The organism is Streptomyces sp. NPDC005963 (assembly GCF_040638655.1).
Taxonomy (GTDB): domain Bacteria; phylum Actinomycetota; class Actinomycetes; order Streptomycetales; family Streptomycetaceae; genus Streptomyces.
In genome coordinates, this window is record NZ_JBEXVD010000002.1 from 305541 (window position 1) to 331108 (window position 25568).

Below are 25568 nucleotides of genomic sequence, written 5' to 3' on the forward strand. Positions count from 1 at the left end.
CCACGGGCTGCACTCACGACGGTGTGTCCGCTCGAACTCATTTCACCGGGAGGCGATAGGCCACCCGGAACCGATCGGCGAGGACGACGACGTCCGCCGTCTCGACCGGTTGGCCGGAGGCGTAGTAGGTGCGCGCCACCACCATCACCACATGTCCCGGCACCCCGCCGAGCGTCATCAGTTCCTCAGCCAATCCCGGTCGAGCACCGACCTCTTCCGAGACGTTGTCCACGACGACATCGATGGCCGCCATCCGTTCGACCACCCCGCACCCGCCCAACGGCCCCTCTTCGGGCAGCATCACGGGGGTGCGCCCGGTGACGGCCAGCGGCTCCCACGAGGTGGAGAGCATCATCGCCTCGCCGCCGTCGCGAAACACATAGCGGGTGCGCATCAGACGGGCGCCGACGTCGACACCGAGGCGGGCCGCGATCTCCGCGCTTGCCGCCTCCTGCTCGCTACTGGACTCCCAGGTGCCCCGCGCGCCCTGAGCCGCCTGCTCCTGCCGAAAGGGATTGCCCCCTTGCGGCGAGCGGTAGCCGGTCCGGGAGATCCGACGGGGAACCGGACGCTCCCGTACATAGGTCCCCGATCCGGAACGGCCCTCCACGAGGCCCTCGGCCATCAGCACCTTGCGCGCCTCCAGAGCGACCGTGTCCGAAACCCCGTATTCCGCACGAATGCGAGCCTGCGAGGGGAGACGGGTGTGGGGCGGCAGGGAACCATCGACGATCTTCTGGCGGAGATCGCCGGCAACGCGCAAATACGCGGGCTGCTCACCGAATGTCACTGGCCACTCCCCTCACATTGACAGACAGCAACAGCCTGACAACGGCGGATTGTTGCCCGCAACTATGGGCCAGAGTTTCACTCGAAGTGATGACTTGGCCCCCTACGACCGATTCCCACCTGCCTCAGCAGACACATTTCCTCAACCCAAATGATCGTTCATTACCTAAGCATTGACCTTATTGGTACAGACCAATAACGTCCTGAGCTGCACGACGCCCGTTCACGGAGATGTGTCGGCGCACGACCACGCCGAGACACACAGAGGAATGAGTCATATGCGTCGAAGAACCCTTGTTCGCACCGCAGTTGCAGCCTGCGCGCTTTCCCTCATGGCGACCGTCGCCCCCGCGGCGACCGCCGACCCGGCGGGTGCGACCGTCACCCCGAGGGCCGCCGCCGGCGCCTCCCACGACGACGATGACGACAAGCGCTCCTACAAGCGCGTCGGCTACTTCACCCAGTGGGGCGTCTACGGCCGGAACTACCAGGTCAAGGACATGGACAAGACCGGTCAGGCGGCCAAGCTCACCCACATCAACTACGCCTTCGGCAATGTCAGCCCCGAAGGCAAGTGCTACATGCCGAGCACGCTCGGCGAGGGTGACCCCTGGGCCGACTACGTACGCCCGCTGGACGCCGCCAACTCGGTCGACGGCGTCGCGGACGACTGGAACCAACCCCTCGCAGGAAACTTCAACCAGCTCGTCGAGCTGAAGGCCAAGTACCCCGGCCTGAAGGCGCTGATCTCGCTGGGCGGCTGGAGCTGGTCGACCCACTTCTCCAACGCGGCCCTCACCCCCGAGTCCCGCAAGGCTCTCGTCTCCTCCTGCATCGACCTCTACATCAAGGGCAATCTGCCCGTGGACGGCACACGGGGCGGAGCCGGAGCGGCAGCCGGAGTGTTCGACGGCATCGACGTCGACTGGGAGTGGCCCGGCTCCTCCGGTGAGGACGACACCCCTTACCGCCCCGAGGACAAGAAGAACTTCACCGCCCTGGTGAAGGAGTTCCGCACCCAGCTCGACGCCTACGCGAAGAGCGAGGCCGTCCGGACGGGCAAGAAGGCCAAGCACTACGACCTCACCGCCTTCGTCCCGACCGCCCCCGCCAAGATCGACGCTGGCTTCGAGGTCCGCAAGATCATGCGCGATCTGGACTGGGTCAACCTCCAGGGCTACGACTTCCACGTCTCAGGTGAGGCGACCACGAACCAGCAGTCCGCCCTGCGGGCGAAGAACGACTTCAGTGTCGACCAAACCGTGAACGACTGGCTCAAGCGCGGCGCTCCCGCCCGCAAGCTGGTCGTGGGCCTCCCGTTCTACGGTCAGGGCTGGACCGGAGTGACCGGTGGGGGCGACGGGCTGAACCAGCCCGCCGCGCGCCCCGCGCCCGCCACCTGGCAGGCCGGCTACGAGGACTACAAGGCCCTGAAGAAGCTGGTCGACTCGGGGACGTACCAGGTCCACCGCGACAAGAAGAACGGGCACGCCTGGATCTTCGACGGCAACACCCTGTGGACGTACGACGACCCCCAGGTGCTGCGCGCCAAGACGGAGTACATCCGCGAGGAGGGTCTCGGCGGGGCCATGGTCTGGTCCCTGGACGGAGACACCTCAGACGGTGAGTTGATGTCCAGCATCGACCGTGGACTCAAGCGCCGCTGATGTGGCACAGCTCCCCCGGAGTCAGTGACTCCGGGGGAGCGATCGGAACGAGGCCGGCGTCGTACGGGCTGTCGGTGGCCCGGGGGGCGCCGGTCTCTTCCGCACCACCCCCCGGGCGGCCGGGTGTACCTACCCGTCTGCCGAGGCCGACCGCGCGGATCGCCACCCGTGGAAGCTCGCGCCCGTACCCGGCCAGCCCGACCACCACCGAGAGCGCCGGACGGCATCGACTCAGACGGAGCTCTCCTCGCCGACCTCATCGACCGGCGGCACGGTCTCCAGCCCGATGGCACTGCGGAGGGCGATCTCCGTCTTCCGGGCCAGGGTGGTCTCCCCCGCCCGGCTGTGCTCCCAAAAACGCTCCTCGTCCCGAGCCTCGGCCGCCTTCTGCCAGCGCGCCCCGGCCCGTTCGAACTCCGCGGCCCGGGTCGCAGCCACGCCGGCCGCGCCCTGTGGCCAGGCGTGCTGTCGCAGCGCCCGCGCCTGCCCGGTGAGGGCCGCGGCCACGCGTGTCGCCCAGCTCTGGTGACCTGCGACGTCCTCGGCGAAGTCCGCTTCGGGAATCACGTAGTGCGCCTGAAGGATCAGGCTTTCGGCCCGGAGGTACGCCAGCTGGTGGGTGTCGAGGACGGTGGCGTCCCGCCGTACGGAACCCGTCGTCATCTCGCCCTTGGTGGTGGCGAACCCGCAGGTGATGCTTCTGTCACCCAACCGCCAGCTCTCACGGGTCGGCAGGTAGTAGTAGAAGTCCATGGCGTGGGGCACCACCCACGGGTCCATCGCATAGGCGTCGTTGATCTTCTGGCAGCCCGTTTCGGCCAGGGCCTCCAGCCGTCGTGCACCCGGGAACTCGCCGTATCCGGTGATCTTGTGGTCTCCGGCGATCTCCGCCTGGTGCTCGCCGGCACACTCCACCGTCTCGACGGCGGCGGTCTCCTTCTCCTCGGTCACACCCTCGCCCGGCAGGTTGAAACAGTCACCCGTGCGCAGATCGAGGGTGCTGCGGGAACGCGACGCCTCGTCCATGCCTTCCTTCATCCCCTCCCACGCGCTGCCGAGGACACCGGTCGCCAGCAGGGCGAGCGTCAGCAGGGTGCTGATCGAGGAGAGGACGGTGCCCGCTATCGCCATGCCCTTGCCGCGCTCCCCACGGCGCCGGATCTGCCTCAGCGAGACCAGACCGAAGACGAGACCGAGCGGCGGCAGACAGCAGACGATGCCGCTCACCAGGGAGACGATGGAGAGGCCGTTCACCGCGGGGGGCGGCACGAAGGGCGGTACGGGGTACGACTGATACGGCTGGTTCGGCAGATAGGCCGGGTGTTGGTGTGGTGTGGGGTGCGGCTGGTACGGCTGCTGTCCGCCCTGCTGCGATGGATCCACGGATGCGGCGCTCCTCGTCGGAAGTGGAGTGGGGCCGGGGTAGGCCGAAATCGTATAGACCGACCAACCGCCCGCCGTGCGCCGGGTCCACAGCGAAAAGGGGCGGTCGCGATGGCGACCGCCCCTCTGTCGAACACCGACACCACATCAGCGGGAAATCTCTGACGTACTGTCAGTCAAGCCGTTCCACGATCAGAACTGGAGTGCCCACAGGTCGATCTTGCCGACGTCCTGGGAGGCGTTGTCGCTGACCCTCAGCTTCCAGGTCCCGTTGGCGACCTCGGACGACGCATTCACCGAGTAGGTGGTGTTCACGTTGTCCGTGCTGCCGCCCGCCCCGTACGCCTTGAGGTTGTAGACGGTCCCGTCGGGCGCGACCAGGTCGATCCGCAGATCGCCGATGTAGGTGTGCTTGATGTCGACGGGCACGCTCAGCGCGGCCGGGGCGTTGCCGGCGACACCGCTCACCGTGACCGGCGACTCCACGGTGGCGTGGTCGTTGATGGCGTGGTCAGCGGCGTTCTCGAAGCGCTTGCCGGGGGGATTGGTGTCTCCGGTGCCGACGTAGAGCAGGCGGTTCGGCGATCCGGGGCCCGGGTTGGTGACGACTCCGGCGGTGGCTGCCGTGGTCAGTGCGGTGGAGACCTGTGCGGGGGTCGCACCCGTGTTGGTCGCGAGGTACAGCGCCGCCGCACCCGCCACGTGCGGTGCCGCCATCGATGTGCCGGAGATGGTGCTGGTCGCCGTGTCGCTGGTGTGCCACGCGGAGGTGATGGACGAACCGGGGGCGAAGATGTCCAGCACGCCTCCGTAGTTGGAGAAGCTGGACCGGGCGTCGGTGTTGGTGGTGGACCCGACGGTGATGGCCTCGGTCACCCGCGCGGGCGAGTAGTTGGCGGCATCCGCGTTGGAGTTGCCCGCGGCGATCGCGTAGGTGACCCCGGAGGCGATCGAGTTGCGCACGGCGGCGTCGAGGGTGGCATCGGCGCCGCCGCCGAGGCTGAGGTTGGCGACGGCGGGCTTGACCGCATTGCGCGTCACCCAGTCGATGCCGGCGACGACACCGGCGGTCGTCCCCGAACCGGCATTGTTGAGCACCCGCACGCCGACGATCTTCGCCTTCTTGGCGACGCCGTGGGCACTACCGGCGATGGTCCCGGCGACATGGGTGCCGTGTCCGTTGCCGTCCTGGGCGACGTTGTCGTTGTCGACGGCGTCGTAGCCGTCGCTGGCACGGCCGCCGAAGTCCGCGTGCGAGATGCGCACCCCGGTGTCGATGACGTACGCGGTCACGCCCTCACCGGCGGTGTCCGGGTAGGTGTAGCTGCCGTTGAGGGGCAGTGCGCGCTGATCGATCCGGTCCAGTCCCCAGGACGGCGGATTGGGCTGGGTCGCGGCAATGGTGAAGGTGCGGTTCTGGACGACGGTGGCAACGGCCGGGTCGGCGGCGAACTTCTTGGCCTGCGCCTCGGGCAGCTGTACGGCGTACCCGTTCAGCGCCTCGTGGTACGTGTGCCGGATCTTGGCTCCGTACTCGGCGGCGAGGGCCCGGCCTTGAGGGGAGGCGGCATCGGCGGCCGAGTCGCGCAGGGTGACGATGTAGCTGTCCTTGATGACGCCCGGGGCGCCCGCGTTCTGAATGATCCCTTCCGGCGCCTGCTCGGCCGCGGCGGCCGGAAGCACGGAGGCCGCGCCGAGCGCGAGGGCAGCAACAGTTATGGCACTGGCCGCAGTAAGTCTTCGACGCGGAATACGCAGCACTGTCATGTCGGGGGATCCTCCTCGATGGGTGACACATGCGATCTTCATCATGGGCATGACAATTAATGGCAGCTGAATCTGCCATGTACATGCCTTGACTGCTGAGCGAAAGATTGGCCGCTCCATAGGAATCCCACAAGGGGCCGCACGCCGATGTAACACATGCGCCACACAAGTCACTCAGCGTTCAACACCCGTTGGCGCCGCCACCCCTGCCACCGTGCACACCACCCGACTGGGGCTGCGACCGGCGAACCAGGCACTCCGACAGGAGGATGCCCGCGGGGGTTCAGAGCCCAGGTCTCGCCGACTCCGGTGCGCGAGACCGCAACGACGGGAACACGTTCGTCGGCGAGTGTGGCGCGATGGCGATGGTCACACGGGCGGAACCCGTGATTCGAGAAGTACGGCACGGGCCGGTCAGGCAGGGACCCGGAGGCATACGTCCCGGAGCGAATCGAAGAGGCAACGGGCAACCCCGCCGAACCTCGATCCTTCAAACGCACCTCGTGCCAGACTCGCTTTCGGATGCACAGCGAGACGACTCCGTCACGACGGGTGTTCGCTGCCGAGTCCTTACTTCGTCTTGCGAATTCGAACCAAGGTCCCTCGTGGGCCTGCACGGCTCTCATGGTCGCTGTTCAAAGGGGAGGTTGATGGTGAGTGCGAATGTACGTTTCGGCCCGGAGCTCCGCCGTTTACGACAGGAAGCGGGGCTCACTCTGACCGAGTTCTCCGCGGCCCTCAACTACGACAAGGGGCATCTCAGCAAGGTCGAGCGCGGGGAGCGTTCCGCGTCCCCCCAGTTGGCCAGGCGGTGCGACGCCTTCCTCGGGGCGGACGGCGAGTTACAACGCCTGGCCGCCAGCCCGGAGATCGACGCGGACACCGCAGAGAACCCTGCTCCGAGCCCGTGGCTCGTCGGGCGCCGGGCGGTTCTCGCAGCGGGTTCGGGCGCGTTGATCGACCTCGGCCTAAAACTCGGCAGCCAGGCGCCCCCTGCTACCAACCCTCTCCTCCCCTCCTTCCTGGCCCAGTTCGACCAGTTGCGAAAACTCGGCCAGTCCACCGCGCCGAAGGTCCTGCTTCCCCTGCTGGAGACGCAGACGCGCACGGTCGCCGGCCTGGTCACCGACACCCCGTCCGCCACTCGATCCCCCATGCTCCTGCTCGCATCGCGGTTCGCAGAGTTCACCGGCTGGATGGCTCAGGAAGCCGGAGACAGCGGCGCGGCACTCGGCTGGACCGGCGAGGCAGCCGAACTGGCGCGTGCCGGGGGTGATCCGTTCCTCGGTTCCTACGCGCTCGTCCGACGTGCCCTGGTCACGCTCTACGACGGGGACGCTGTGGGCACGATCGCCCTGGCCCGCCAGGCCCAGGGCGACGAACTCCCGCCGCGCATCCGGGGACTCGCGGCCCAGAGGGAGGCGCAGGGACACGCGCTCGTCGGTGACGAACGCGACTGCCTCCGCAGTCTCGACCGGGCGCGGAAGCTCCTCGACAGCGACGACGCCCGTAACGGCACTGAGCCTCTGATCGGCACCACCCATGTGAGCGATCCGGCGGAGATGACGACCGGCTGGTGCCTCTATGACCTCGGCCGCCCCAAGGCCGCCGCCGAGATTCTCGACCGGGAATGCCGTCGCCTCCCGCCGCACGCGTTGCGCACCCGCGCCCGGTACGGCTTCCGTAGATCCTTGGCCCACGCCGCCTCCGGAGAGGTCGAGCACGCGTGCACGATCGCCGCGGAGTTCCTAGGGGTGATGCCGGCCGTGCCCTCAGCCACGGTGAACAGCGACGTCCGACGTCTCGCGCGGGAACTCTCCCGGTTCCGGAGCAGCCGGGCCGTACGCGATCTCCAGCCGGCACTGGCCCAGGTGCTCGCCCCCGCGCACGACTGACACGCGCCCCACGAACGACACCTGCTTGAGCCGCCCGGTACGTCGGACCATCCGGCAGCCCGGCTCGTCCGGATCCGACGATTCCACCACCCTCTGATCCCCACCTGTCGCACCGCACCCCGGTTTCTTCGGGCTGCCCTCGACCGGTGACGCGCCCATGGCCACCCGTACGCCTCCCGTGGTCGCGCTGTACCGCCTCACGGTCCGCCCCCGGACCAGAGGGACCGGGGGAACCAGCGCCACGGAGCCCTGGTTCCCGACCTCCGCGCTCATATCCATGCGCACTCTCCCGAAGGGACCCGTACATGAATGACGTCTTCGTCAACTACCGCACAGGCGACGAGGAATCCGCCGCGACCATGATCGCCGGAGAGCTGAGCCGGCGCTTCGGCGACGATCGGATCTTCTTCGCAAGCAGCTCGATCAAAATCGGGCACCGCTTCCCAAAGGAACTGGACAAGGCGATGAACGAGTGCGAGGCGCTCCTCGCCGTGATCGGCCCGCGCTGGACGGAGGTACGGGGGGCCGATGGCCGCCCCGCCCTTGAAGCAGAGCAGGACTGGACCCGTCGGGAGATCCAGACCGCGCTCGACCGCGGGATCCTGGTGATCCCCGTACTCGTTGGACGGGCCACACGGATCGACAGCGCCATCCTCCCGGACGACCTGCGGGAGCTGGCGGACTGCCAGTACAAGCGGTTCGACCACCGCAACCACCGGACGGACCTGACGGCGCTCGGCGACGACCTCGCCCGTCTTCTGCCCGACTTGAGCACGGTGGACCACGACGCCCGTGCAGCGCGGGAGCGGGCGGCGGCGAAGCCCCGTACGAAGTCGATCCAGCGCACCGAGCACACCAGGATGCGGACACATGCCGTCGAGCAGCACATGCGCGGCAGCATCGGAAACCTCAACGGAGACCTGTCCGGCACCTTCGTCAACGAGCCGCAGGGGCCCGTGAACACCGGTTCGGGACGCCAGTACAACGCACCCCACTTCGAGGGCGACAACACCGGGGTCCAGTTCACGGCGGGCGACAACAGCGGAACGGTGCACCAGCGTTTCGAGCGCGAGCGCCGACGCTCGGACGACGAAGGATGACCGAACAGGACCGCGTCACCGTCAATGATCCGCACGGTCCGGTGAACAACGGCGAGGGCCACCAGTACAACTTCTACGGCCGCAGCGCGGCGGAGTGGATGATTCGCAGAGGGGTCGAATCGCTTCGGATCGCCCGTGAGGACCGGATGCGGCTCGCCGACCGGTTCACTGCACCGATGGGCTACCGCGTCGCCGCCGACCGCCTGGAGAAGCCCGGATCGGTGGTGCTGCTGGACGCTGCGCCGGGCAGCGGCCGGCGCGCCGCGGCGATCATGCTGCTGCACAGGCTCCATGAGGAAGGGGGAGTCGACGAGGAAGGGGTCCGGTTCGAGGAGCTTCTCGCCTCGGACCGGCAGGAGGGCACGGACGACAGACGTCTCGCCCCGGGTGAGGGGGATCGCTTCCTCTTCGACCTCTCGGGGATCGTCGACGAGGAGGTGTACGTCAAGGATCAGGGCCGCCTGGCCGTGTACCGGTCACAGGTCCAGGAGGCCGGGGCACACATGGTCGTCGTTCTGCCTTGGGGCATGAAACCCGTCCACGCGTCGGACCTCGAACCACACACGGTGACGCTGGGGCGCCCCCGGGGCGTCGCCGTCGTCACCGGACACCTCCGCATGGACCGGATGGCTCTCAGCCCCACGGATCTGGAGAACGCCGACCTTCAGCGCCTCTGCGACCGCTCCCCCATGCGGGAACTGGCAGGGCTCGCAGGGCTGGTGAGGGCCGCTCGCGACAGCGGGCGGTTCGGCGGCGACTTCGCCGGATGGCTCGACCAGGCGATGCACGCGGTGACCGACCGAGCCGGTGAGGTGGGCCGACAGATGGCCACGGTCCGCACCGCACCCGAACGGGCCCTGCTTCTCGCGACGGCAGTGTTCGAGGAAGCCCGCGCCGATGCCGTCTACGAGGTGTGGCACGGCCTGATGAGGACGGTGAGGCACCGGGGAGAGCCGACGACGGAGCTTGCCCAGACGGATTTTGGGGAGCGATTGACTGCGCTCGGGATCGAGCGGGATCCGGATGGACGGCTCCGCTTCGAGCGCCTGGCCTACGCCGACGCAGTGCGAACCTACTTCTGGGCGAACTTCCCCGGGGTGCGCGACGACCTCAGGGACTGGATCGGTCATGCCGCCGATCTGCGTACTCTGACCACCGATGACCGGGTGAACGTCGTCGTCCGCTTTGGCGAGCAGTCGCTGGCCGTCGGGCGGCCCGACCACCTCTTCAACCTCGCGACCCGCTGGGCAAACAGCACGACCGCGGCGTCTCGTGACCCGCGAGCCGTGGCGGCCCTCGAAATCGGCCTCAACCACCAGAGGTTCGGGGGATGGTTCCGCAAGCGGATGTACGACTGCGTGACGTCCGGCCACTTGTCGGACGGTCTCGCCCGTGTCCTGGCCAGCGCCTGCGCCCAGAACCTCGGCAGGACGCATCCGGACCAGGCGGTCGTCCGGCTCCACCACCTCGCCGTACGAAAAGGGGAGGCGGCGGGCGAGGCCCGGGAGGCACTTCTCGACCTCGTCGGCCGCGACCGTCGGCTCTACCGGCTGCTGATCGACCGCTTGCGGGACCGGACGCGTCGAGGGCCGCGCGGGGCGGAACCCCATCTCCGTCTGCTCACGGAGCTCTTGAGAAGCGACCGGGCACCGGACCCGCCACAGTGGCCGGACCTGTTCCTGGGCTGGAAGACGGTCTTCGCCCAGCCGCCGACGGAGCTTTGGACCCCGCTGGTGAGCAGCTGGCTGAACTCCGTGGCGGGCGACAACACGCAGAAGATCGCGCTGGAGGTGATGGTCGGGGCGACACACGGCGGCACGGCGACTCTCCACCGCCTCTACGCCATCGCCTGCGACTGGGCAGGGCCGGCGCGCCACCCTTCCCGAGCGGCTGTCGCCACCCTCTTCTGGCAGTACATCGACCAGGCCCAGTACGCCCGCACGGAGAGTACGGAACATGCGGGCGCCGAACCACCGACCACGGAAGAGGAACGATGAAACACCGCATTCCCAACCTGCTGTTCGTCGCCCTCTGCGGCCTCACACCCACGGTTCTCGGAAACATCCTGGACTGGTCGGTGTTGCTGTGGGGCTTTATGTCCGCGGTCACGGCCTCGGGCTCCCTGCTGCTCGTGATGACGGTCTCCACCAGGGGCCGCGCACCGGCCGACCCGTACGGGCCCGCGGAACCCGAACCTCTCGCAGCACCGACGGAGCAGCCGTACCAGGAGACCCGGGTGACCGACGCGGCGCTGCTGAGCGCAACGGACGGCTACGACTTCCTGTTCTCCGCCACCGTGCGGTGGCGGCCGACCTCACACCACGCCGACCGGTCGGACGGTGCCTCCCGGGCCCTCGCCGTGGCCTCGGTCGTCAACCGCGCCGTGGAGGTCGTCCGCCGGGAGGAGCCCGGCCGGGCGAGCTTCGCGCAGTATCTCCTGGAGGGCGAGCTGGGCGTCCCGATCCCGGACCCGGGCGGACGAGTGCAGGCCATGGCGACCGATGTGACGCTGACCCTCGCCCCCGCCGACCGTGAGCGTTTGCGGAAGTTGAACGACCTCCGCAAGGACGAGGAGATCTGGGAGTACGAACGCGAGCACGAGCGCAACAAGCGCCGCTATCTCGGTGACGACGTGCTCAAGAGCGCGGGCAGCGCCGTGGTGTGGTGGCTGGCCCGTCACGAGAACGAGATCGAGAAGGCGGTCGACATGATCGGCCCACTCGCCCAGGTCGCAGCGGCAGCCAATGACGACGAGGTGCCCGAGCTCTTCCGCCATCTGCTCGTCCCGCCCGTCGATGCGCGGAGCGGAGCGGCGGTCGGAGGACCGCTGTGGGACGGGCACGGCCAGGGAGGAGGGGCGTTCAACCGGGAGGAGGAAGTGGGGGTTTCGGATCGGTTGCTCCTCCTGCTGACGGCGCTGGGCCTGAAGCCGGACACGGACGAGTGCACAGCGTTCGTGCACCGTGTGGTGCGGAGCCTGCACATGGCCGGACTGGACGAGGCCGCCGAGGAGATCAGGCAGACCCTGCTCGGGGCGCACGACGGGGGCTGGGACGCGGGGCAGGAGGATGGGCCTTCATCCGCGGGGAACGCCGAGGAGCCCTGGTCACCGCCTTACCCAGCTCCCGAGGATCCAGCGTTCACCGAGGCGGCGGATGCCGAGGACCCGACTGCCGACACGGGAACGGGCACCTTCACTCCCGGGTCGGCCGAGAGCGGCCCGGACGTCCGGAACCAAGGCTGGGGGGAGACGAGCGAGGACGAGAGGACACCCCCGTACTTCTGGGACACCTCACACAGCCCGCACCGACCCACGACACCTCAGCCACAGGACGAGGAGGAGGACGACGAGGACGGGAGCTGATCCGGTAGGCGAGTCGGGGCTCCGAAGCTCCCCTCCACCGCACACCACGGGTGATCACGCTCCGCGGCAAGGAAGTCGCCGCCGTCGTCTCCATCGAGGTGCTGCGCAAGTATCAGGAGTGGGAAGAGCGCGAGATCAACCGCATCATCGACGAGCGCATGGCCAACCGGGCACCCGGCATCCCGATCGAGGACATCATGAGGGAGACGCTGGCGCGCGGTGAGTGAGTACCGAACCGTCTTCTGCCCCGAGGCGCAGGCCGGGCTCCGGAAGATCCCGCGCGAGATGGCGCTGCGCATCCTGGCCAAGCTGACCGAGCTGGAAAGCGATTCGCTCGGCTTCAACACCATCGCACTCGTGTCCCAGCAGACCGCCGACGGCTACGGGTCGGCGACTACCGCGTCGCCTACGCGATCGACAACGGGGAACTGGTGGTCTGGGTCGTTCACGTGGGGCACCGGTCCGCCAGTTCACGACACCTGACCACCGCTGACCACACGTCAGAATATCCAGCACCCAGCCAGCACGGCGACGACGAAGGGGGCGGACTCAACAGAGCCCGACCCCTTCCGACGTGCACGTTTGACTCAAGACCTAACATGCAGTAAGTGCACGACTACACGTTGAACCTGAACTCCACCACGTCCCCGTCCTGCATCACATACTCCTTGCCCTCCATCCGCGCCTTCCCCTTGGCGCGGGCCTCCGCCACCGAGCCCGTGGCGATCAGGTCGTCGAAGGAGATGACCTCGGCCTTGATGAAGCCCTTCTGGAAGTCGGTGTGGATCACACCGGCCGCCTCCGGGGCCGTGGCGCCCTTCTTGATCGTCCAGGCGCGGGTTTCCTTCGGGCCTGCCGTCAGATAGGTCTGGAGGCCCAGGGTGTCGAAGCCGACCCGGCTGAGGGTGGCGAGGCCCGGCTCTTCCTGGCCCATGGACTGGAGGAGCTCAAGCGACTCCTCGTCGTCCAGTTCGATCAGCTCGGACTCGATCTTGGCGTTGAGGAAGATCGCCTCGGCCGGGGCGACCAGCGCGCGCTGCTCGTCCTTGAAGTCCTCGTCGACGAGCTCATCCTCGTCCACGTTGAAGACGTAGAGGAAGGGCTTCGTCGTCAGCAGGTGTAGTTCGTGCAGCAGGTCGCCCTGCTCGGTGCCCTTGGTGATGCCGGCCGAGAACAGCGTCTGGCCCGACTCCAAGATCTTCTGGGCGGCCTCGACCGCGGCGAGGACCGCCACCTTGTCCTTCTGGAGGCGGGATTCCTTCGTCAGCCGCGGCACGGCCTTCTCGACCGACTGGAGGTCGGCGAGGATCAGCTCGGTGTTGATGGTCTCGATGTCGTCCTTCGGCGAGACCTTGCCGTCGACGTGCACCACGTTGTCATCCTTGAAGGCGCGGATGACCTGGCAGATCGCATCGGACTCACGGATGTTCGCGAGGAACTTGTTGCCGAGCCCCTCGCCCTCGCTCGCGCCGCGGACGATGCCCGCGATGTCGACGAAGTCGACCGTCGCCGGCAGGATCCGCTGGGAGCCGAAGATCTCCGCCAGCTTCGCCAGTCGGTCGTCGGGAACTCCGACCACACCCACGTTCGGCTCGATCGTGGCGAACGGGTAGTTGGCCGCCAGCACGTCGTTCTTGGTCAGGGCGTTGAAAAGGGTCGACTTACCGACATTCGGCAGGCCGACGATTCCGATCGTGAGCGACACGTTGGCGACTTCCTGAGTGAGGATGCTGGGTGGGGACCGCCCCGGTGCTGGGCGATCCCGGTCGGTCCGGACGGGGACCGACCACCCAGTTTACGGGCGGGTCGGAGCCGGCGAGGACGGGATCGTACGCCGCTCGGTGCGGCGGGGAGTCGAACTCTTCGCCAAGGTCATCCAAAGTGCGTGTCCCGTGCCGACTTCCGGCCCGCTCGCAACCTACGTTGGGGGCGTGGAGCAGCACAGGACGAGTAACCCCCAGCGCCGGCAACGGCCGCAGCCCCCTTTGACGCCGCAGGGACCCCTCTCACCGCAGAGCGCCCTGGCCGATGCGCCCGCCGTGTACGGGCTTCGACCAGCGGCACCGGTCCGGCCCGAATCCGCCCTGGTCGTCGCCCTGCGCCGATTGCCGGCACCGCGGCTGACCGGGCTGGGCGCCGGTCTGTTCGCCATCGTCACGATGCTGGTGATCGGCGCACTCGACTGGCTGTTCTTCGACGGCTCGGCCACGGTGTTCGGGGTGCTCTATCTGCCCGTCTGCGCGCTGACGGCCCTCTGGGTGCGGGAGGCGGACCTGGTCACGGCACCCATCGGGGTGCCCATCGCGTTCGCCGTCGGAGTGGTGCCCATCTCCGGCGGGGAGGGAGGCATCGGCGGCCAGATCATGGCCGTCGTCACCTCGCTCGCCGTCCACGCCGGGTGGTTGTACGGCGGCACCCTGGTGGCCGGCGTGATCACCTGCGTACGGAAGGTACGGGCGATGGGCCGGCGTCGGCGCAAGGTCCGCCCGGGCACCCCGCCTCCCGCTCACCGGCCGCACGTGCACTGAGGCGCGTACCGGGCCGTGGGTGGAGGACTGGGCTGTCGTCCGGCCCGGTCCGGGCCCGGTCCGTCCGGGCCCGGCACGATCCGTACGACAGGGTCCTAGCGGCTCTTCGTCGCCATGGCGGCGCCGACGATGCCCGCGTTGTTCTTGAGCTCCGCGGGGACGATCTCCGCTCGGATTCCCTCGATCAGCGGCACGAACTTGTCCGCCTTCCGGCTCACTCCACCGCCCAGGATGAAGAGCTCGGGCGAGAACAGCATCTCCACGTGGGCGAGGTACTTCTGCACCCGACGGGCCCAGTGGTGCCAGCTGAGGTCCTCGTCCTCCTTCGCCTTGGTGGAGGCGTGCGTCTCGGCGTCGCGGCCGTGCAGTTCGAGGTGCCCCAGTTCGGTGTTGGGGAGCAGGTGCCCGTTGGTGAAGACGGCACTGCCGATGCCGGTCCCGAGGGTCAGGACCATCACCGTGCCCGTGCGGCCCCGACCGGCGCCGAAGGTCATCTCTGCGATGCCCGCGGCGTCCGCGTCGTTCAGCAGGGTGACGGGAGCACCCTGGAGCCGCTCGCTGAGCAGCTTCGCCGCGTCCTTGTCGATCCAGCCCTTGTCGACGTTGGCCGCCGTGCGCGTCACTCCGCCCGTGACCACTCCGGGAAAGGTGATGCCCACCGGGCCCGACCAATCGAAGTGCCGCACCACTTCGGCGACGCCGTCCGCCACTGCGTCCGGCGTCGCCGGGTGCGGTGTGAGCACCTTGTGGCGTTCCTCCGCCAAGTCGCCGCGCTCAAGATCTACGGGAGCGCCCTTGATTCCCGATCCACCGATGTCCACTCCGAACACGTTCATGGACCCCACGGTAAGGGCAGCTCCGCACTGTCACTCGCCAGAGCGCGCGGATGCCCGGGCGACCAGCTCGGCGGCCTCGGAGCGCAGATCGCGGCGCAGTTCCTTCGGCAGCGAGAAGGTGATCGACTCCTCGGCCGCCTTGACCAGTTCGACGTCCTCGTAGCCGCGCTGGGTGAGCCACTCCAGTACGCCTTCGACCAGGATGTCGGGAACGGACGCCCCGGACGTGACGCCGACGGTGGAGACCCCTTCGAGCCATGCCTCGTCGATCTCCTCGGCGAAGTCGACCAGATGGGCGTCTGAGGCGCCCGCGCCGAGGGCGACCTCGACCAGTCGTACGGAGTTCGAGGAGTTCTTGGAGCCGACCACGATCACCAGGTCCGCTTCGGCGCCCATCTGCTTGACGGCGATCTGACGGTTCTGGGTGGCGTAGCAGATGTCGTCGCTGGGAGGCGAGATCAGCTGGGGGAACTTCTCCTTCAGCCGGTCGACGGTCTCCATCGTCTCGTCGACCGAGAGCGTGGTCTGGGAGAGCCACACCACCTTCGACTCGTCGCGGACCTCGACCTTGTCGACGTCGTCGGGGCCGTCGACGAGCGTGATGTGGTCCGGGGCCTCGCCGGAGGTGCCGATGACCTCTTCGTGGCCCTCGTGGCCGATGAGGAGGATGTCGTAGTCCTCCTGGGCGAACCGGACGGCTTCCTTGTGCACCTTGGTGACCAGGGGGCAGGTGGCGTCGATGGTCGCGAGCTGGCGGCTGGCGGCCTCGTCGTGGACGACGGGGGCGACCCCGTGCGCCGAGAACATCACGATGGAGCCCTCGGGGACCTCTGCCGTCTTGTCGACGAAGATGGCGCCCTTCTTCTCCAGGGTCTGGACGACGTACTTGTTGTGGACGATCTCGTGACGGACGTAGATCGGTGAGCCGTACTGCTCAAGGGCCTTCTCGACGGCGATCACGGCACGATCCACTCCCGCGCAGTAGCCACGGGGCGCGGCGAGCAGGACGCGGCGGACAGGAGGCGTAGCAGTCATGGACCCATCGTAAGGCCGCCCAGAAGAGGCGGAAGATCACCTCCCGGGCCGAGACTGGTGTGCGGACGGGTGACGGACGGAGGGCCGGATGGGCACGGCGGGAGTCTCGGCGGCTGGTGGGGGGAGCCAGGGCGAGGGTGCGGAAGGGCCGGAAGGCTCCTCCGCGCAGGGCCCTGACAGCGGTGAACTGCGGCGCACCCTGGGTTTTCGCGACCTCGTCGTCTACGGGCTGCTGTTCATCGCCCCCATGGCGCCCGTCGGCGTGTTCGGCACGCTGGACGCCCGCTCACACGGCGCCGTGGCACTGGTCTACGTCGTCGCCACGGTCGCGATGGCCTTCACCGCGGTGAGTTACGCACAGATGGTGCGGGTCGCTCCGCGGGCCGGGTCGGTCTACACGTACGCGCGCAAGGGCCTCAGCGACTCCGCCGGCTTCATCGCCGGCTGGATGATGATGCTCGACTACCTGCTGATTCCGGCGGTCGCCTATCTGTTCTCGGGGATCGCGATGGAGGCCCTCGTCCCGGGTGTGGACCGGTGGGTGTGGACGCTGATCGCGGTGGTGGTGACCACGCTGCTGAACCTCTGGGGGGTGCGGGCGGCTGCGCGGGTGGGGTTCGCGGTGCTCGCGATGGAGATCGTCGTGCTGGTGGTGTTCGTCGTGTCGGCGGTGGTGGTGCTCGCCCGCGACGGGGCCCAGCGCGACTGGTGGTCACCCTTCACCGGGGACGGGAACTTCTCCCTGGCGGCGGTGTTGGGTGCGGTGTCGGTGGCGGTGCTGTCCTATCTGGGGTTCGACGCGATCGTGTCCTTCGCCGAGGAAGTGACGGGCGGATCGCGGAAGGTGGCCCGGGCGGTGTTGTTCTGTCTGGTGCTCGCGGGGGTGCTGTTCATCGTGCAGACGTATCTGGCGGCGCTGTTGCAGCCGGTGTCGTCCGCCGAACTGGCGGCGGACCCGGCGAAGCAGGGGGCGGCGTTCTACGGGGCGGTGGACGCGTCGGTGGGGACCTGGCTGCATGATCTGATCGCCCTGAGCAAGGCGATCGGGGCCGCCTTCGCGGCGCTGGCCGGACAGGCGGCTGCGGGGCGGCTGCTGTTCGCGATGGCGCGTGATCGCCGTTTGCCCCGGGGCCTGGCGCGTACGGGTGGGGGTGTGCCGCGGGTGGCGTTGCTGCTGGCTGCGGTGGTGACGCTGGTGGCCGCGGTCTGGGCGGCGCGTCGGGACGACGGCCTGGACCACCTGGTGTCGGTGGTGGACATCGGGGCGCTGACGGCCTTCGTGTTGTTGCACGCGAGCGTGGTGGGCTGGTTCGTGGTGCAGCGGGGCGGTGGGCGGACGGGGCGGATCGCATGGGGCCGGCATCTGGTGGTGCCGCTGGTGGGGGCGGCGATCCTGATCGCGGTGATGGCGAGGGCGGCTGGATCTGCACAGGTGGTGGGTGCGGTGTGGTTGGCCGTGGGGCTGGCGGTGCTGGGAGTGCGCACGGTCCGGGCAGCACGCGGCTGAGGGACCGGGCCGGCGCACAAGCGGCACGGGCCTGGGGAGCCTGTACCGGTATCCGGGCAGCACGCATCTGAGAGCCGAAGGCCGGCGCACGGGCACGGGGACCGGCCGAGGCGGGGGCGTTGTCGGAGGGGGCCGATACGCTCGTTCGCATGGCTTTGAACACATCTCCCGAGGCCCCCCTCCCCGTCGGCGAGGTGTCCCGGCTCATCGGCGGGTGGATCGACCGGCTGGGCGCGGTCTGGGTCGAGGGGCAGATCACCCAGCTCTCTCGGCGCCCGGGGCAGGGGGTCGTCTTCATGACCCTGCGGGACCCGTCGTACGACATCTCCGTGGCCGTCACCTGCTACCGGCAGGTCTTCGACGCGGTGGCCGACATCGTCTCCGAGGGTGCGCGGGTCGTGGTGCACGCCAAGCCCGAGTGGTACGCGCCGCGGGGGCAGCTGTCGTTGCGGGCGGTGGAGATCAAGCCCGTCGGCATCGGGGAACTGCTGGCCCGGTTGGAGCAGCTGAAACGGGCGCTGGGTGCGGAGGGGCTGTTCGCCGCGGACCGGAAGCAGGCGTTGCCGTTCCTCCCCCATCGGGTGGGGTTGGTGTGCGGGCGGGCGTCGGCGGCCGAGCGCGATGTCCTGGAGAACGCCCGGCGGCGCTGGCCGGCCGTTCGGTTCGAGGTGCGCAATGTGGCCGTGCAGGGGATCCATGCCGTCACCCAGGTGATCGAGGCGGTCCAGGAGCTGGACGGGGATCCCGCGGTGGACGTGATCATCGTGGCGCGCGGCGGCGGGAGCGTGGAGGACCTGCTCCCGTTCTCGGACGAGCAGTTGGTGCGGGCGGTCTTCGCCTGTCGTACACCGGTGGTGTCCGCGATCGGGCACGAGCCGGACTCGCCGCTGCTGGATCTGGTCGCCGACCTGCGGGCCTCCACACCGACGGACGCCGCCAAGAAGGTGGTGCCCGACGTGGGTGAGGAGTTGCAGCGGGTGCGCCAGTTGCGGGACCGGGCGCTCCGGACGGTCCGCGGGTTGTTGGAGCGCGAGGAGCGCGGTTTGGCCCATGCACTGGGGCGGCCGGCCATGGAGCGTCCGCACCGGATGGTGGACGAGCGGGAGGCCGAGGTGGATGCGCTGGTGGCGCGCAGTCGGCGCGTGCTCGGCCACCTCCTGGACCGTGCGGACTCCGAGCTCTCTCACACCCGCGCCCGGGTGGTCTCGCTGTCTCCGGCGGCCACGCTGGAGCGGGGGTATGCGGTCCTTCAGCGTACGGATGGTGCGGTGGTGCGCGCGCCGGGCGAGGTGGCCGCCGGGGATGAGTTGCGTGCTCGGGTCGCGGAGGGCGAGTTCGTGGTGCGGGTGGCGGAGTGAGGGCCCGGGGGCGGCGCCCTTGAGGTGGAGCCCCCGCGGTGAGCAGGGCCGATGCGGGCGACGGGCTCGCATAGACGGTGGAACAGGACCTCGTGTCCGGGATCTTTAGGGTGGTTGGCATGGCGGCGAAGACGGACGGGGCGGCGCTCGGCTACGAGCAGGCGCGGGACGAGTTGATCGAGGTGGTGCGCCGGCTGGAGGCGGGGGGCACGACCCTGGAGGAGTCGTTGGCGCTCTGGGAGCGGGGTGAGGAGCTGGCCAAGGTCTGCCGTCGTTGGTTGGAGGGTGCCCGCGCCCGGCTGGACGCCGCGCTGGCGGGTCCCGAGGCGGGTGAAGGCGAGGGGTCCGCCACCGAAGAGGTCGACTAAAACCGCTGGTGAGGAGCGTGCGGGCCGGCTGGCGCCGGTGAGGGTCGTCACAACGGGCTAATTAGTTGAAATTTAATACACTCGGCTACCGTTGTGCCGTCGTACACCCCCACGAGCACCGAAAGGCACTCCGAGCATGAGCATCGTCCTTGACCCCACCGCCCAGGACCTCCTCTTCCGCGAGGCACGCACTGCCAACACCTTCACCGACGAGCCGGTGACCGATGAGCAGGTCCAGGCGATCTACGACCTGGTCAAGTTCGGCCCGACCGCTTTCAACCAGAACCCCCTGCGGGTGGTCCTGGTCCGCTCAGCGGAGGCCCGTGAGCGCCTGGTCCCCCACATGTGGGAGGGCAACCAGGCCAAGACCGGTACTGCTCCGCTCGTGGCGATCCTCGCCGCCGACAACGAGTTCCACGAGGAGCTCCCGTCCCTGCTGCCGCACTTCCCGCAGGCCAAGGACGTGTTCTTCGCCGAGCGCCCGGTGCGCGAGGAGGCGGCCAGCCTCAATGCCGCGCTCCAGGCCGCGTACTTCATCGTCGGCGTCCGCGCGGCAGGTCTGGCCGCGGGCCCGATGACCGGCTTCGACTTCTCCGGGGTCCGGAACGAGTTCCTGGACGAGGACCACACCCCGCTCATGATCGTCAACATCGGCAAGCCCGGCGAGGACGCCGCCTTCCCGCGCTCGCCGCGACTTGCGTACGACGACGTGGTCACCACGGTCTGACCGCACCCCGAACACACGAGGACCGCCGCACCCCTTACGGGCGCGGCGGTCCTCTCGTATGTAGGGGGCGGTCAGGCAGCGCCCGCGGCTTTGGCGTCCTTCGTCTTGAGCGCGGCCGCCATCTCGGCGAGCCGGTCGAGCGGGGCGGTACCGGTGACCACGGTCGTCGCCCCCTGGTGCTCCCGGACCAGGGCGTCGTACTTGGGCCCCTCCCAGATCTGCCAGCTCTCGCCCTTGACCTGCCGGGTCTCGCCGGTGTCCTGGGCCCGGTGGGTGACCCGTCCGACGTACTTGTCGAACGGCGCGGTCGACTGCTCCACGGCGACGTACTCGCGCTTCGGGTCCAGGAATCCGAGGTGCCAGGCGTTGGAGTCGCTCCGGTCATAGGTCACCGAAGTGGGCTTCCACTCCTTCGACAGGCCCTGGGGCGCGACCACCGGGTAGGGGGCCGCCCGCTGGGCGGTCACCAACTCGATCGTGTAGTCGACCCGCTTGACCGGGTCCTTCGTATCGTCACGGGGGATGAAGATGTACGTCACACCGACGACGGCCCCGATGACCACCATCGAGAGCACCATGTCCCGAACCGTCTGCTTGCCTCGCATACCTGCCACGCACACCATCGTCGCATCCGTGGTGCGCGCTCAAACGTGGGCCCCTCTGCTCATTTTGTCGGCCTACGGATAGAGTCACATCACCCTCTATTCCGGCCGTCGTCGTACAGAAAGGTGCGCTCCGATGACCGAGCACAATCTGCCGTCCCAGCTGGAGGTCTCGCCCGAGGCCCCCGATCGCAACCTCGCCCTGGAGCTGGTCAGGGTCACCGAGGCCGCAGCCATGGCCGCGGGCCGATGGGTCGGGCGCGGCGACAAGAACGGCGCGGACGGTGCGGCCGTCAAGGCCATGCGGACCCTCGTCCACACCGTCTCGATGAACGGCATCGTCGTCATCGGCGAAGGTGAGAAGGACGAAGCGCCGATGCTCTTCAACGGCGAGCGCATCGGCGACGGGACCGGCGCCGAGTGCGACATCGCCGTCGACCCGATCGACGGTACGACCCTGACCGCCAGGGGGATGCCGAACGCCATCGCCGTCCTCGCGGCGGCCGACCGCGGCGCCATGTTCGACCCGTCCGCGGTCTTCTACATGGACAAGCTGGTCACCGGCCCGGACGCCGCCGACTTCGTCGACATCAACGCCCCCGCGTCGGTGAACATCCGCCGAGTCGCCAAGGCGAAGCGGTCATCGCCCGAGGACGTGACGGTCGTCATCCTCGACCGTCCGCGCCACGAGAGCATCGTGAAGGAGATCCGGGAGACCGGCGCACGCATCAAGTTCATCTCCGACGGCGACGTCGCCGGCGCGATCATGGCCGTACGGGAGGGTACGGGCGTCGACATGCTCATGGGCGTGGGCGGTACGCCGGAAGGCATCATCACCGCCTGTGCGATCAAGTGTCTCGGCGGCACGATCCAGGGCAAGCTCTGGCCCAAGGACGAGGCCGAACGACAGAAGGCCCTGGACGCCGGCCACGACCTCGACCGGGTGCTCAGCACGGACGACCTCGTGAGCGGTGACAACGTCTTCTTCGTCGCCACCGGCATCACGGACGGCGAATTGCTACGCGGGGTGCGGTACCGCGCGGAGACCGCCACCACGCAGTCCCTCGTCATGCGGTCCAAGTCGGGCACGATCCGCCAGATCGACTCCACCCACCGGCTCTCCAAGCTCCGCGCGTACAGCCAGATCGACTTCGACCGCGCGCAGTAGTTCTCACCGCGCACCGCAGTTCCCACCGCGCACCTCGGACGGCACCGGTTCGATGCCGATTCCGCCGGTGTCACCGCGAACAGGGGTGCCCCGAGCCGTTGGCGGCTGTCCGGGGCGCCCCTGAGCAGGCCCAACGTCGTACCTCGGCGATCCGATGAAGACCCTCGCGGCGCGCATCGGAGCCGGACACGCTCGACCCGCCTCCCGTACGACCCTCACCGGCGCGGGTCTCTCAGCAGCACCGGTGGGCACGTTCGAGCGCAGGGTGTTCGCCGGCGAAGCGTCCGTCCCCGGGGTCCGGGCGACCGTGGGCCCGGCGCTCCCGCGCTCCGCTCAAGCCGCAGACTGGGACTTCTTGGTCTCCACGTCCCGCCGCCTGCGCCGGGCGAGCACCACCCGCCGCTCAGCCGCCGTGAGTCCGCCCCACACTCCGTAGGGCTCCGGCTGGAGCAGTGCGTGTTCCCGACACTCGACCATCACCGGGCAGCGCCCGCAGACCCGCTTCGCGGCTTCTTCACGCGATAGCCGTGCCGCCGTTGGCTCCTTGGACGGCGCGAAGAACAGCCCGGCCTCGTCCCGACGGCACACCGCCTCCGCATGCCAGGGGCCGTCCTGGTCTTCCCGAGCGGGCGCACGCTGAGGCGGTACAGCGGCCACCTGCAAGGACTGGTACGGCAGTTGCAGCACGGTCTACTCCTGACGACGGCTTCGCGAGCGAGAGACGATGCAGCTCTCCCTACCCGCTGTGCGCACGCCTATGCACTGAGTGGCATCGAGTTCCACCTCGGCGGAACCCCGCACAGCCGTTCGTGACCGAAATCCAGCCAGGGGGCTTGCCCCCGAGAAGTTCCTAGCCCAGGAACTTCTTCAGGCGGTGCTGGAGGTCGGAGACCCGGCGTCCCCGCTTCGCCTTCGCCTCGACATTGCCGAAGACCGAGTATCCGTTGACGACGACCACCGGGGCCTCGGGGTCCGCGGCTTCGAGACCGCGCACCTCGAAGTTGCCGAAGATGCCGCTGCCGTTGCCGCGCAAGGTGATGTTCTCGGGCACGCGCACTTCAACATTGCCGAAAATCGATGTTGCATTGATCACTGTCACCCGCTGCTGGAACAGCGCCTGGGTGAGGTCGATCTCCACGCTGCCGAACAGGGAGAAGGCATTGGTGCGACGGCCGACCCGCCAGCGGCCCTTGCGGGTGGAACTGGAGAACACCGCGATCAGGTTCTCCGTCTCGCCCGTCGGATCGTCGGGCCCGTAGGAGTACCCGGACGTCTCGGAGCCCTTGCGCACGGCGGGCAGGTCCTGCACCAGCGGCTGGAGTTCGCCGACGGTCTTCGCGCGATAGACGGCGTCGATCCGCTCGGAATGCTCCTCGGCGTCCAACCGGCCTTCGGCCAGGGCGTCCCGGAGGATGTCGGCGATGCGGTCGCGATCCGCGTCGGACGCGCGGATCGCACCGGGCGCGCTCGGGGCAGCGCCGCGCTCCGCTGGGACGGCGGGCTTCTGGGGGTGCTTTTCGAGGTCCACGGGGCAAGGGTAGCGAAACGCGATAGATCGCGGATAGGTCGCGACTGGGGGGCACCGTCCGAAGGCCGAGGAAGGGCGTCCTGCCAGCACCTTCTCCACTGAGCCTTACCTCACCGGAGGCCGCGTCGGAGAGCGTTCTACGCTGGAGGGCGCGCCGCCGATGGAGGCGGCGCCGCTGCCCGCCGAGTGAGGAATGGCCGCAATGTCTCTAGTCCCCCGCCCATCCAGCCCGGCGTTCGCCTACACCGACCTGCTCCCCCTGGGAGAGGACACCACGTCCTATCGGCTGGTGACCGCCGAGGGCGTCTCCACCTTCGAGGCCGACGGACGGACGTTCCTCAAGGTCGAGCCGGAGGCCCTGCGCCGGCTCGCCGCAGAGGCCATGCACGACATTTCACACTATCTGCGGCCGGCGCACCTGGCGCAGCTGCGGCGGATCGTGGACGACCCCGAGGCGTCGTCCAACGACAAGTTCGTCGCGCTGGACCTCCTCAAGAACGCCAACATCGCCGCCGCCGGCGTGCTCCCCATGTGCCAGGACACCGGTACGGCGATCGTGATGGGCAAGCGCGGTCAGAACGTCCTCACCGAGGGCCGGGACGAAGAGGCGCTGTCGCACGGCGTCTTCGACGCGTACACCAAGCTCAATCTGCGCTACTCGCAGATGGCCCCGCTGACCATGTGGGAGGAGAAGAACACCGGCTCCAACCTCCCGGCCCAGATCGAGCTGTACGCGACCGACGGCGGCGCGTACAAGTTCCTCTTCATGGCCAAGGGCGGCGGTTCGGCGAACAAGTCCTTCCTGTACCAGGAGACCAAGGCCGTCCTCAACGAGACCTCCATGATGAAGTTCCTGGAGGAGAAGATCCGCTCGTTGGGCACGGCCGCGTGTCCCCCGTACCACCTGGCGATCGTCGTCGGCGGTACGTCGGCGGAGTTCGCGCTCAAGACGGCGAAGTACGCCTCCGCGCACTACCTGGACGAACTGCCGGCCGAGGGCTCCCCTGCCGGGCACGGCTTCCGGGACAAGGAGCTGGAGGAGAAGGTCTTCGAGCTGACGCAGAAGATCGGCATCGGGGCGCAGTTCGGCGGCAAGTACTTCTGCCACGACGTGCGGGTCGTCCGCCTCCCGCGGCACGGGGCCTCACTGCCCGTCGCCATCGCGGTGTCCTGTTCGGCGGACCGGCAGGCGGTGGCGAAGATCACCGCCGACGGCGTCTTCCTGGAACAGTTGGAGACCGATCCGGCGCGGTTCCTGCCGGACACCACCGACGACCACCTCGCCGACGGCGATGTCGTGCGCATCGACCTCAACCGCCCCATGGACGATGTGCTGGCCGAGCTGACGAAGTACCCGGTCAAGACCCGTCTCTCGCTCACCGGACCGCTGGTGGTCGCCCGTGACATCGCGCACGCGAAGATCAAGGAGCGGCTGGACGCGGGCGAGGAGATGCCGCAGTACCTGAAGGACCACCCGGTCTACTACGCGGGACCGGCGAAGACCCCCGAGGGGTACGCGTCGGGCTCCTTCGGGCCGACGACAGCGGGCCGGATGGACTCGTACGTGGAGCAGTTCCAGGCCGCGGGCGGCTCGAAGGTAATGCTGGCGAAGGGCAACCGCTCCCGGCAGGTCACCGAGGCGTGCGGCGCGCACGGCGGCTTCTACCTGGGGTCCATCGGCGGACCTGCGGCGCGGCTGGCACAGGACTGCATCAAGAAGGTCGAGGTCGTCGAGTACGAGGAGTTGGGCATGGAGGCCGTGTGGCGGATCGAGGTGGAGGACTTCCCGGCGTTCATCGTCGTCGACGACAAGGGGAACGACTTCTTCACCGAGCCGGCTCCGGCCCCGACCTTCACCTCCATCCCGGTGCGCGGACCGGGTCTGTGACCCCGGCGGGGCCGCCCCCACACTGGGCGCGGCCCCGCACCTCACCTGGCGTTCGGCG

22 protein-coding genes and 1 pseudogene are annotated in these 25568 nt (G+C 68.7%); 14 read left to right on the plus strand and 9 right to left on the minus strand.

Annotated elements, in window-relative coordinates; genetic code table 11:
• Positions 1-37: 37 nt before the first annotated feature.
• Positions 38-790, minus strand: a complete 753-nt coding sequence (locus tag ABZ348_RS04565; protein ID WP_358929261.1) for a GntR family transcriptional regulator — start codon at positions 788-790, stop codon at positions 38-40.
• A 277-nt stretch (positions 791-1067) separates the two neighbouring features.
• Between ABZ348_RS04565 and ABZ348_RS04570 the strand changes: the two genes are divergently transcribed.
• Positions 1068-2456, plus strand: a complete 1389-nt coding sequence (locus tag ABZ348_RS04570) for a glycoside hydrolase family 18 protein (RefSeq protein ID WP_358929263.1) — start codon at positions 1068-1070, stop codon at positions 2454-2456.
• 231 nt (positions 2457-2687) lie between these two features.
• On the opposite strand, the gene ABZ348_RS04575 is transcribed toward ABZ348_RS04570, so the two are convergent.
• The gene (locus tag ABZ348_RS04575) at positions 2688-3839 is read right to left on the minus strand and encodes a DUF4190 domain-containing protein (RefSeq protein ID WP_358929265.1); all 1152 of its coding nucleotides are present in this window, start codon (positions 3837-3839) and stop codon (positions 2688-2690) included.
• A 192-nt stretch (positions 3840-4031) separates the two neighbouring features.
• Positions 4032-5606 (minus strand): S8 family peptidase, encoded by a 1575-nt coding sequence (locus tag ABZ348_RS04580; protein ID WP_358929267.1) that lies wholly within the window; start codon positions 5604-5606, stop codon positions 4032-4034.
• A gap of 650 nt (positions 5607-6256) precedes the next feature.
• Here ABZ348_RS04580 and ABZ348_RS04585 point away from each other — a divergent pair.
• The 6 genes and pseudogenes from ABZ348_RS04585 to ABZ348_RS04610 all read left to right on the plus strand — a co-directional run.
• Positions 6257-7501, plus strand: coding sequence for a helix-turn-helix transcriptional regulator (locus tag ABZ348_RS04585; protein WP_358929269.1), 1245 nt, complete (start codon positions 6257-6259; stop codon positions 7499-7501).
• A gap of 305 nt (positions 7502-7806) precedes the next feature.
• Positions 7807-8601 (plus strand): toll/interleukin-1 receptor domain-containing protein, encoded by a 795-nt coding sequence (locus ABZ348_RS04590; RefSeq protein WP_358929271.1) that lies wholly within the window; start codon positions 7807-7809, stop codon positions 8599-8601.
• Positions 8598-10598 (plus strand): hypothetical protein, encoded by a 2001-nt coding sequence (locus ABZ348_RS04595; RefSeq protein ID WP_358929273.1) that lies wholly within the window; start codon positions 8598-8600, stop codon positions 10596-10598. Before ABZ348_RS04590 ends, ABZ348_RS04595 begins: the two co-directional genes overlap by 4 nt.
• Positions 10595-11965, plus strand: coding sequence for a hypothetical protein (locus ABZ348_RS04600; RefSeq protein ID WP_358929275.1), 1371 nt, complete (start codon positions 10595-10597; stop codon positions 11963-11965). Before ABZ348_RS04595 ends, ABZ348_RS04600 begins: the two co-directional genes overlap by 4 nt.
• Before the next feature lie 50 nt (positions 11966-12015).
• Positions 12016-12192 (plus strand): type II toxin-antitoxin system prevent-host-death family antitoxin, encoded by a 177-nt coding sequence (locus ABZ348_RS04605; protein WP_358929277.1) that lies wholly within the window; start codon positions 12016-12018, stop codon positions 12190-12192.
• Positions 12185-12429, plus strand: a pseudogene (locus ABZ348_RS04610) (type II toxin-antitoxin system RelE/ParE family toxin); the annotation flags it as partial. The gene ABZ348_RS04605 and the pseudogene ABZ348_RS04610, both read left to right, overlap by 8 nt.
• Positions 12430-12581: 152 nt before the next feature.
• On the opposite strand, the gene ychF reads toward ABZ348_RS04610, so the two are convergent.
• A complete protein-coding gene (ychF, locus tag ABZ348_RS04615; protein WP_358929279.1) occupies positions 12582-13670 on the minus strand; it encodes a redox-regulated ATPase YchF in 1089 nt (362 codons plus the stop codon).
• 226 nt (positions 13671-13896) lie between these two features.
• Here ychF and ABZ348_RS04620 point away from each other — a divergent pair, with 226 nt between their 5' ends.
• On the plus strand, positions 13897-14493 hold the full coding sequence (locus ABZ348_RS04620) for a DUF6542 domain-containing protein (RefSeq protein WP_358929281.1): 597 nt from the start codon (positions 13897-13899) through the stop codon (positions 14491-14493).
• Positions 14494-14588: 95 nt separating this feature from the next.
• Here the strand turns inward: ABZ348_RS04620 and ppgK are convergent, their stop codons facing one another.
• Positions 14589-15329 carry a polyphosphate--glucose phosphotransferase gene (gene ppgK, locus ABZ348_RS04625; RefSeq protein ID WP_358929283.1) on the minus strand — a complete coding sequence of 247 codons (741 nt, stop codon included), beginning with the start codon at positions 15327-15329 and terminating at the stop codon, positions 14589-14591.
• 30 nt (positions 15330-15359) lie between these two features.
• Complete coding sequence (locus ABZ348_RS04630; RefSeq protein WP_358929285.1) at positions 15360-16364, minus strand: 4-hydroxy-3-methylbut-2-enyl diphosphate reductase; 1005 nt, start codon at positions 16362-16364, stop codon at positions 15360-15362.
• Positions 16365-16452: 88 nt separating this feature from the next.
• On the opposite strand from ABZ348_RS04630, the gene ABZ348_RS04635 reads away from it, so the two are divergent.
• The 4 genes from ABZ348_RS04635 to ABZ348_RS04650 all read left to right on the plus strand — a co-directional run bounded on the left by ABZ348_RS04635 (position 16453) and on the right by ABZ348_RS04650 (position 20324).
• The gene (locus ABZ348_RS04635) at positions 16453-17871 is read left to right on the plus strand and encodes an APC family permease (protein ID WP_358929287.1); all 1419 of its coding nucleotides are present in this window, start codon (positions 16453-16455) and stop codon (positions 17869-17871) included.
• Positions 17872-18020: 149 nt separating this feature from the next.
• Entirely contained in the window at positions 18021-19229 is a 1209-nt protein-coding gene (gene xseA / locus ABZ348_RS04640; RefSeq protein WP_358929289.1) for an exodeoxyribonuclease VII large subunit, read from the plus strand.
• 119 nt (positions 19230-19348) lie between these two features.
• Complete coding sequence (locus ABZ348_RS04645) at positions 19349-19597, plus strand: exodeoxyribonuclease VII small subunit (RefSeq protein WP_358929291.1); 249 nt, start codon at positions 19349-19351, stop codon at positions 19595-19597.
• Positions 19598-19733: 136 nt separating this feature from the next.
• Positions 19734-20324 carry a malonic semialdehyde reductase gene (locus tag ABZ348_RS04650; RefSeq protein ID WP_358929293.1) on the plus strand — a complete coding sequence of 197 codons (591 nt, stop codon included), beginning with the start codon at positions 19734-19736 and terminating at the stop codon, positions 20322-20324.
• 71 nt (positions 20325-20395) lie between these two features.
• Here the strand turns inward: ABZ348_RS04650 and ABZ348_RS04655 are convergent, their stop codons facing one another.
• Positions 20396-20947, minus strand: coding sequence for a DUF4245 domain-containing protein (locus ABZ348_RS04655; RefSeq protein ID WP_358929295.1), 552 nt, complete (start codon positions 20945-20947; stop codon positions 20396-20398).
• A gap of 115 nt (positions 20948-21062) precedes the next feature.
• Between ABZ348_RS04655 and glpX the strand changes: the two genes are divergently transcribed.
• Positions 21063-22094, plus strand: a complete 1032-nt coding sequence (glpX, locus tag ABZ348_RS04660; RefSeq protein WP_358929297.1) for a class II fructose-bisphosphatase — start codon at positions 21063-21065, stop codon at positions 22092-22094.
• Between the two features lie 333 nt (positions 22095-22427).
• Here the strand turns inward: glpX and ABZ348_RS04665 are convergent, their stop codons facing one another.
• Positions 22428-22781 (minus strand): WhiB family transcriptional regulator, encoded by a 354-nt coding sequence (locus ABZ348_RS04665; protein ID WP_329022912.1) that lies wholly within the window; start codon positions 22779-22781, stop codon positions 22428-22430.
• Between the two features lie 163 nt (positions 22782-22944).
• Entirely contained in the window at positions 22945-23622 is a 678-nt protein-coding gene (locus ABZ348_RS04670; protein WP_358929299.1) for a DUF1707 domain-containing protein, read from the minus strand.
• A gap of 202 nt (positions 23623-23824) precedes the next feature.
• Between ABZ348_RS04670 and ABZ348_RS04675 the strand changes: the two genes are divergently transcribed.
• Positions 23825-25510, plus strand: a complete 1686-nt coding sequence (locus tag ABZ348_RS04675; protein ID WP_358929301.1) for a fumarate hydratase — start codon at positions 23825-23827, stop codon at positions 25508-25510.
• The last annotated feature ends 58 nt before the right edge of the window (positions 25511-25568 follow it).